We start from the raw sequence: 7,375 nt of genomic DNA, 5'->3' as shown, positions 1-7,375 counted from the left end.
CCTCCCTCCGCAGTCCCTTCGCTCGGCCTCCTGAAGTCGCAATCGGCGGCGCCTGAACTATCGCGCGCTTAGAAGCAAGAGCAAGAGCAAGAGCAAGAGCAAGAGCAAGAGCAAGAATTCTGTGTTCTGGGCGCCGTGGCAGGCTCTGCGGCGAACCCCGCGGGCACAGCGCGGTCTGCATAAGCGAAGCGCAGCTTCATACCTTCGCAGGTGGGTTTGCCCCCGCGCTTGTGTCATCATGCTCCGACCGCCGGTGAGTCCTTTTTAAAGCCTTCTATGAACAAACCATACGCATTGCTGCTTGCCTTCGCCCTGCTCCAGGGCTGCCAGAGCCTGGCCCCGCAAAAGGCCGAGCCTCCCGTCGCCGAGGCCGGCAAGAGCGAGGCGGAAAAACCCGTGGTGTATGGCTCGTTCAAGCAGGATACGCTCTACAGCCTGCTGGTGGCCGAACTGGCCGGCCAGCGCAACCGCTTCGACATCGCCCTGGCCAACTACACCGACCAGGCCGCGAAAACTCAGGACCCCGGGGTTTCCGAGCGCGCCTACCGCATTGCCGAATACCTCGGCGCCGACGAACCGGCACTGGACAACGCCCTGGTCTGGGCCCGCAACGACCCGCAGAACCTCGACGCCCAGCGCGCCGCCGCCATCCAGCTGGCCCGCGCCGGCCGCTATGACGACTCCATGACTTACATGGAAAAGGTCCTGCAGGGCCAGGGCGACACCCATTTCGATTTCCTCGCCCTGTCCGCCGCCGAAACCGACCAGAGCACCCGCGACGGCTTGCTGCAAAGCTTCGAACGCCTGCTGGTGAAGTACCCGGACAACAGCCAGCTGGTGTTCGGCAAGGCCCTGCTGCTGAACCAGGACGGCAAGGCCGAAGAAGCCTTGGAGTTGCTCGAGTCGCACCCGCCGCAGAACGGCGAAGTCGCCCCGGTCCTGCTGCGCGCGCGCCTGCTGCAAGCCCTGGACCGCGGCCCGGAGGCCCTGCCACTGCTGCGCGGGGCGATTCGCGACAACCCGGACGACAAGCGCCTGCGCCTGACCTACGCGCGCACCCTGGTCGAACAGGACCGCATCGCCGATGCCAAGGGCGAGTTCCTCAGCCTGGTCCAGCAATACCCCGAGGACGACGAGCTGCGCTATTCGCTGGCGCTGGTGTGCCTGGAAAACAAGGACTGGGATGAAGCCGAGGGCTACCTGCAGGAGCTGATCGAACGCGACAGCAACGTCGACGCCGCGCACCTGAACCTGGGCCGCATCCGCGAAGAGCGCCACGACCCTGCAGGCGCCCTGCGTGAATACGCCCTGGTCGGCCCGGGCCCCGACTACCTGCCGGCGCAGCTGCGCCAGGCCGACATCCTGATTGCCAACGGCCGTGGTACCGAAGCCTCGCGCCTGCTCGCCGATGCCCGCGAAGCCCAGCCGGACTACGCCATCCAGCTGTTCCTGATCGAATCGGAAAGCTACAGCAACAACAACAAGGACGCCCAGGCCAGCCAGGTGCTGCAGCAAGCCATCCAGCGCTACCCGGACGACCTCAACCTGCTGTACACCCGTGCCATGCTGGCGGAAAAGCGTGACGACCTGCCGCAGATGGAAAAAGACCTGCGCGCCATCATCGCCCGCGAGCCGGAAAACGCCATGGCCCTGAACGCCCTCGGCTACACCCTGGCCGACCGCACCACCCGCTACAGCGAAGCCAAGGCGCTGATCGACAAGGCCCATCAGCTGACCCCGGATGACCCGGCGGTGCTCGACAGCCTGGGTTGGGTCAATTACCGCCTGGGCAACCTCGACGAGGCTGAAACCTACCTGCGCAAGGCTTTTGCCAGCTTCCCAGACCACGAAGTGGCCGCCCACCTGGGCGAAGTGCTATGGGCCAACGGCAAACGCCGCGAAGCCCGCCAGGTCTGGGCCAAGGGCTTCGAAGCCCAGGCCGACAGCCCCATCCTGCGCAAGACCATCCTGCGCCTGACCGGATCCGAGACTCTCTAACGCCATGTTCCTGCGCCATTGCATTACCTTCACCCTTATCGCCCTGCTGGCCGGCTGTGCCGGCTTCGGTAGCCGCGAGGCCCTGCAGGGCCACGGCGACCCGCAACAGTGGCGCGCCCATAAAGAGCAACTGAGCAGCCTCGATGGCTGGCAGATCAACGGCAAGGTCGGCATCCGTGCCCCGCGCGACTCCGGCAGCGGCACGCTGTTCTGGCTGCAACGCCAGGACTACTACGACATTCGCCTGGCCGGCCCGCTGGGCCGTGGCGCCGCTCGCCTGACCGGCCGCCCCGGCGGCGTGGTACTGGAAGTGGCCAACCAGGGCCGCTACGAGGCCCTCAGCCCCGAAGCCCTGCTGGAAGAACAACTGGGCTGGCAGTTGCCGGTCTCACACCTGGTCTGGTGGGTCCGCGGCCTGCCGGCCCCCGACAGCAAGAGCAAGCTGACCCTGGACGGCGACAGCCGCCTGGCCAGCCTCGACCAGGACGGCTGGCAGGTGCAATACCTGAGCTACACGGAACAGAACGGCTACTGGCTGCCCGAGCGTATGAAGCTGCACGGCAAGGACCTCGACGTGACACTGGTGGTCAAGGACTGGCAGCCCCGCCAGCTGGGGCACTGATACATGCAGACCCTCACCCTGCCCGCTCCGGCCAAGCTCAACCTGTGGCTGCATATCATCGGCCGCCGTGCGGACGGCTATCACGAGCTGGAAACCGTGTTCCAGTTTCTCGATCACGGCGACGAACTGAGCTTTGCCGTGCGTGACGACGGCGTGATCCGCCTGCACACCGAGATCGAAGCAGTGCCGCATGACAGCAACCTGATTGTGCGCGCTGCGCGCAAGCTGCAGGAACAATCCGGCACGACGTTGGGCGCCGATATCTGGCTGACCAAGGTGCTGCCCATGGGCGGCGGCATCGGCGGCGGCAGCTCGGATGCCGCCACTACCCTGTTGGCCCTCGCCCACCTGTGGCAACTGGACTGGGACGAAGACCGCCTGGCCGCACTAGGCCTGAGCCTGGGCGCCGACGTACCGGTATTCGTGCGCGGCCACGCGGCATTCGCCCAGGGCGTGGGTGAACAATTGACCCCGGTCGACCCGGAAGAGCCGTGGTATGTCGTGCTTGTGCCGCAAGTGTCTGTCAGCACAGTAGAAATTTTTTCACATCCACAGTTGACACGTGATTCGCTCCCCCTTAAGATGCGCCCCGTTCCCGAGGGAAACAGTCGAAATGACTGCCAACCGGTGGTAGAGCAGAGTTACCCGGAAGTTCGCAATGCGTTGAATTCACTGGGTAAATTCACTGAGGCTCGACTGACCGGTACTGGAAGTTGTGTGTTTGGGGCCTTCCCAAGCAAAGCCGAAGCTGATAAAGTTCTGGCCCTTCTTTCAGCGACCCAAACAGGGTTTGTGGCGAAAGGAAGCAACGTTTCGATGTTGCATCGCAAGCTGCAAAGTCTGGTCAAGAAGTCGAGCGCATAAGCGTTCGCAGCAACAGATACAGGGGCGTCGCCAAGCGGTAAGGCAGCAGGTTTTGATCCTGCCATGCGTTGGTTCGAATCCAGCCGCCCCTGCCATTTTCCTTATACTCATCCAGGTTACCCTCAGCCTTCAGGTACTGCGCGTGTCCAAGATGATGGTCTTTACGGGGAACGCCAACCCCGATCTGGCTCGGCGTGTCGTACGTCAGCTGCATATCCCTCTCGGTGACGTTTCTGTCGGTAAGTTCTCCGACGGCGAGATCAGCACTGAGATCAATGAGAATGTCCGCGGTAAAGACGTCTTCATTATTCAGCCGACCTGTGCCCCGACCAACGATAACCTGATGGAACTGGTAGTGATGGCCGACGCCTTCCGCCGCTCCTCAGCATCCCGAATCACCGCCGTGATTCCTTACTTCGGATACGCCCGCCAGGACCGCCGTCCGCGTTCGGCACGTGTAGCAATCAGCGCCAAAGTCGTCGCTGACATGCTCACTGTCGTAGGTATCGACCGTGTACTCACCGTCGACCTGCACGCTGACCAGATCCAGGGTTTCTTCGATATCCCGGTCGACAACATCTACGGCTCGCCCGTACTGGTCGACGATATCGAGGACCAGCGTTTCGAGAACCTGATGATCGTCTCCCCGGACATCGGTGGTGTCGTGCGCGCACGTGCCGTCGCCAAGTCCCTGGGCGTCGACCTGGGTATCATCGACAAACGCCGCGAGAAGGCTAACCACTCCGAGGTCATGCACATCATCGGCGACGTCGAAGGGCGCACCTGCATCCTGGTAGACGACATGGTCGACACCGCCGGCACCCTGTGCCACGCGGCCAAAGCCCTGAAAGAACACGGCGCTGCCAAGGTTTACGCCTACTGCACGCACCCTGTCCTGTCGGGCCGCGCGATCGAGAACATCGAGAAGTCGGTACTGGACGAGCTGGTGGTGACCAACACCGTTCCGCTGTCCGCCGCTGCTCAAGCCTGTGACCGTATCCGCCAGCTGGATATCGCACCGGTTGTCGCTGAAGCGGTCCGCCGCATCAGCAACGAAGAATCGATCAGCGCGATGTTCCGCTAAGCGGAACACACGCTGACGAAAAGCGCCCCGCCCCAACACTGGTTGTTGGGGCGGGGCTTTTTTTGCCATCCCCGTTGGCGCTGGTCGCAAACGCCCTCGGGGGGCTACTTTGGAGAAACAAAATGACCGAATTCACTCTGAACGCCCAAGCGCGTACTGACCTGGGGAAAGGTGCGAGCCGCCGCCTGCGTCACTCCGCGAACATCCCAGCCGTTGTCTACGGTGGTAACCAGGACGCTCAGTCCCTGACCATCCTGGCCAAGGAAATCACCAAGCTGTTCGAAAACGAGGCTGCCTTCAGCCACGTTCTGGAACTGAACGTCGACGGCGCCAAGCAAAACGTCGTGGTCAAGGCTCTGCAGCGCCACCCGGCCAAAGGCTTCATCATGCACGCCGACTTCGTTCGCGTCGTTGCTGGCCAGAAACTGACCGCCAAGGTACCGGTTCACTTCATCAATGAAGAAGCCCCGGTCAAGAAAGGCGGCGAGATCTCCCACGTAGAAGCCGAGATCGAAGTTTCCTGCGAAGCCAAAGACCTGCCTGAGTTCATCGAAGTCGACCTGGCCAACGCTGAAATCGGCACCATCATCCACCTGTCGGACCTGAAAGCTCCGAAAGGCGTAGAGTTCGTAGCTCTGGCCCACGGTGATGACAAAGCTGTTGCCAACGTTCACGCTCCACGCGTTGCTCCAGAAGCAGAAGGCGCTGCCGAGTAATCCACTCGCGCGCCGGCGTTGATCGGGTTACAGTGCCGCGCGCCCTGTAACCCACCAACTCCAAGGAAGAGCCCCTGACGTGACCGCCATCCAGTTGATCGTCGGCCTGGGTAACCCCGGCCCCGAATACGAACAGACCCGGCATAACGCAGGGGCTCTTTTCGTTGAACGCATTGCCAGCGCCCAGCGCGTCTCGTTGACCGCTGACCGCAAATATTTCGGCCTGACGGCTAAGTTCAGCCATCAGGGCAACGACGTTCGTCTGCTCATCCCCACCACCTACATGAACCGTAGCGGCCAGTCCGTGGCGGCCTTGGCCAATTTCTTCCGCATCAAGCCGGAAGCGATCCTGGTGGCGCATGACGAACTCGACCTGCCCCCAGGCGTCGCCAAGCTCAAGCGCGGCGGTGGCCATGGTGGGCACAACGGCCTGCGCGACATCATCGCGCAGCTCGGCAACCAGAACGACTTCCACCGCCTGCGGCTTGGCATCGGCCACCCGGGCGACGCCAAACTGGTCTCCAACTTCGTCCTGGGCCGCGCGCCGCGCGCCGAGCAGGAGAAGCTCGACGCCAGCATCGATTTTGCCCTCGGCGTGCTGCCGGACGTGCTTGCCGGCGACTTCGCCAAGGCGATGCGCGAGCTGCACAGCCAGAAGGCCTGATTTCCTTAGAGAGGGGAATACCCATGGGTTTCAATTGCGGCATCGTCGGCCTGCCCAACGTCGGCAAGTCCACCCTGTTCAACGCCCTGACCAAGTCTGGCATCGCGGCGGAGAACTTCCCCTTCTGCACCATCGAGCCTAACAGCGGCATCGTGCCGATGCCCGATGCGCGCTTGAATGCACTGGCTGAAATCGTCAAGCCAAACCGCATCCTGCCGACCACCATGGAGTTCGTCGACATCGCCGGCCTGGTGGCTGGTGCCTCGAAGGGCGAAGGCCTGGGCAACAAGTTCCTCGCCAACATCCGCGAGACCGACGCCATTGCCCACGTGGTGCGCTGCTTCGAAGACGAGAACGTGATCCACGTTTCCAACAGCGTCGACCCCAAGCGTGACATCGAGATCATCGACCTCGAGCTGATCTTCGCCGACCTCGACAGCTGCGAGAAGCAACTGCAGAAGGTTGCCCGCAACGCCAAGGGCGGCGACAAGGAAGCCCTGGCGCAGAAGGCCATCCTCGAACAGCTGATCCCGCACTTCACCGAAGGCAAGCCAGCGCGCAGCCTGATGAAGAACATGAGCGCCGAAGACAAGGCTGTCATCCGCGGCTTCCACCTGCTGACCAGCAAGCCGGTCATGTACATCGCCAACGTGGCCGAAGACGGCTTCGACAACAACCCGCACCTGGACGTGGTCAAGGCCATCGCCGAGGAAGAAGGCGCGGTAGTGGTGCCGGTATGCAACAAGATCGAAGCGGAAATCGCCGAACTGGAAGACGGTGAAGAGAAGGATATGTTCCTCGAGGCCCTGGGCCTGGAAGAGCCTGGCCTGAACCGCGTTATCCGCGCCGGTTATGAGCTGCTGAACCTGCAGACCTACTTCACTGCCGGCGTGCAGGAAGTACGCGCCTGGACCGTACGCGTCGGTGCCACCGCACCACAGGCCGCTGGCGTGATCCACACCGACTTCGAAAAAGGTTTCATCCGCGCTGAAGTGGTGGCCTATGACGACTTCATCCAGTTCAAGGGTGAGAGCGGTGCCAAGGAAGCCGGTAAATGGCGTTTGGAAGGCAAGGACTACATCGTCAAGGACGGTGACGTGATGCACTTCCGCTTCAACGTCTAAGCGGCAGACTGCAGTACCTACGAACCCCTTGAGGCCAACGCCTCAAGGGGTTTTGTTTTTTCTGATCATGCACACGCCCTTCAGGAGCAGCCCCAACAATATTTGCAACGCCGCTGAAATCAGGGGCTGCTTTGCAGCCCTTTCGCGGCACAAGGCCGCTCCTACAACGGAACGCGTCGCCTGAACCAATGCATTCCCCTGTGGGAGATTACCCAGCCCTTTTGGGCTGCGCTGTCGCGCAGAGAACAAATATCGCTCGTCTGACGCGGCCTTTGTAGGAGCAGCCTTGTGCTGCGAAGAGGC

8 protein-coding genes and 1 tRNA gene are annotated in these 7,375 nt (G+C 62.3%); 8 read left to right on the top strand and 1 reads right to left on the bottom strand.

The features are described 5' to 3' along the window. Positions 1-276: 276 nt before the first annotated feature. From RR51_RS28200 to ychF, 8 genes are all read left to right on the top strand, one after another. Positions 277-1,998: a tetratricopeptide repeat protein gene (locus RR51_RS28200; protein ID WP_039615456.1), complete on the top strand. Its 1,722-nt coding sequence runs from the start codon at positions 277-279 to the stop codon at positions 1,996-1,998. A gap of 4 nt (positions 1,999-2,002) precedes the next feature. Next, the gene (lolB, locus tag RR51_RS28195; RefSeq protein WP_013970898.1) at positions 2,003-2,620 is read left to right on the top strand and encodes a lipoprotein insertase outer membrane protein LolB; all 618 of its coding nucleotides are present in this window, start codon (positions 2,003-2,005) and stop codon (positions 2,618-2,620) included. A gap of 3 nt (positions 2,621-2,623) precedes the next feature. Next, positions 2,624-3,484, top strand: a complete 861-nt coding sequence (gene ispE, locus RR51_RS28190; protein WP_013970897.1) for a 4-(cytidine 5'-diphospho)-2-C-methyl-D-erythritol kinase — start codon at positions 2,624-2,626, stop codon at positions 3,482-3,484. Between the two features lie 20 nt (positions 3,485-3,504). Next, positions 3,505-3,579, top strand: a tRNA-Gln gene (locus RR51_RS28185). 47 nt (positions 3,580-3,626) lie between these two features. After that, positions 3,627-4,568 carry a ribose-phosphate pyrophosphokinase gene (locus tag RR51_RS28180; protein WP_003247410.1) on the top strand — a complete coding sequence of 314 codons (942 nt, stop codon included), beginning with the start codon at positions 3,627-3,629 and terminating at the stop codon, positions 4,566-4,568. Between the two features lie 122 nt (positions 4,569-4,690). Further along, the gene (locus RR51_RS28175) at positions 4,691-5,284 is read left to right on the top strand and encodes a 50S ribosomal protein L25/general stress protein Ctc (protein ID WP_013970896.1); all 594 of its coding nucleotides are present in this window, start codon (positions 4,691-4,693) and stop codon (positions 5,282-5,284) included. A gap of 79 nt (positions 5,285-5,363) precedes the next feature. Further along, positions 5,364-5,948: an aminoacyl-tRNA hydrolase gene (gene pth / locus RR51_RS28170; RefSeq protein WP_008099045.1), complete on the top strand. Its 585-nt coding sequence runs from the start codon at positions 5,364-5,366 to the stop codon at positions 5,946-5,948. A 23-nt stretch (positions 5,949-5,971) separates the two neighbouring features. Further along, positions 5,972-7,072 carry a redox-regulated ATPase YchF gene (ychF, locus tag RR51_RS28165; RefSeq protein WP_013970895.1) on the top strand — a complete coding sequence of 367 codons (1,101 nt, stop codon included), beginning with the start codon at positions 5,972-5,974 and terminating at the stop codon, positions 7,070-7,072. A 42-nt stretch (positions 7,073-7,114) separates the two neighbouring features. Here ychF and RR51_RS31695 read toward each other — a convergent pair. After that, a partial coding sequence (locus tag RR51_RS31695; RefSeq protein ID WP_039615455.1) for a hypothetical protein occupies positions 7,115-7,375 on the bottom strand: 261 nt, incomplete at its 5' end.

This window comes from Pseudomonas sp. C5pp (genome assembly GCF_000814065.1).
Classification (GTDB): Bacteria; Pseudomonadota; Gammaproteobacteria; order Pseudomonadales; family Pseudomonadaceae; genus Aquipseudomonas; species Aquipseudomonas asiatica.
The sequence above is the reverse complement of the archived record's forward strand: the minus strand, read 5'-3'. Positions and strand labels throughout refer to the sequence as shown.

Bases quoted from the DNA above. Each gene is read 5' to 3' on its own strand.
- ispE (WP_013970897.1), top strand. From the start codon at position 2,624: ATGCAGACCCTCACCCTGCCCGCTCCGGCCAAGCTCAACCTGTGGCTG.
- lolB (WP_013970898.1), top strand. From the start codon at position 2,003: ATGTTCCTGCGCCATTGCATTACCTTCACCCTTATCGCCCTGCTGGCC.
- RR51_RS28175 (WP_013970896.1), top strand. From the start codon at position 4,691: ATGACCGAATTCACTCTGAACGCCCAAGCGCGTACTGACCTGGGGAAA.
- RR51_RS28200 (WP_039615456.1), top strand. From the start codon at position 277: ATGAACAAACCATACGCATTGCTGCTTGCCTTCGCCCTGCTCCAGGGC.
- ychF (WP_013970895.1), top strand. From the start codon at position 5,972: ATGGGTTTCAATTGCGGCATCGTCGGCCTGCCCAACGTCGGCAAGTCC.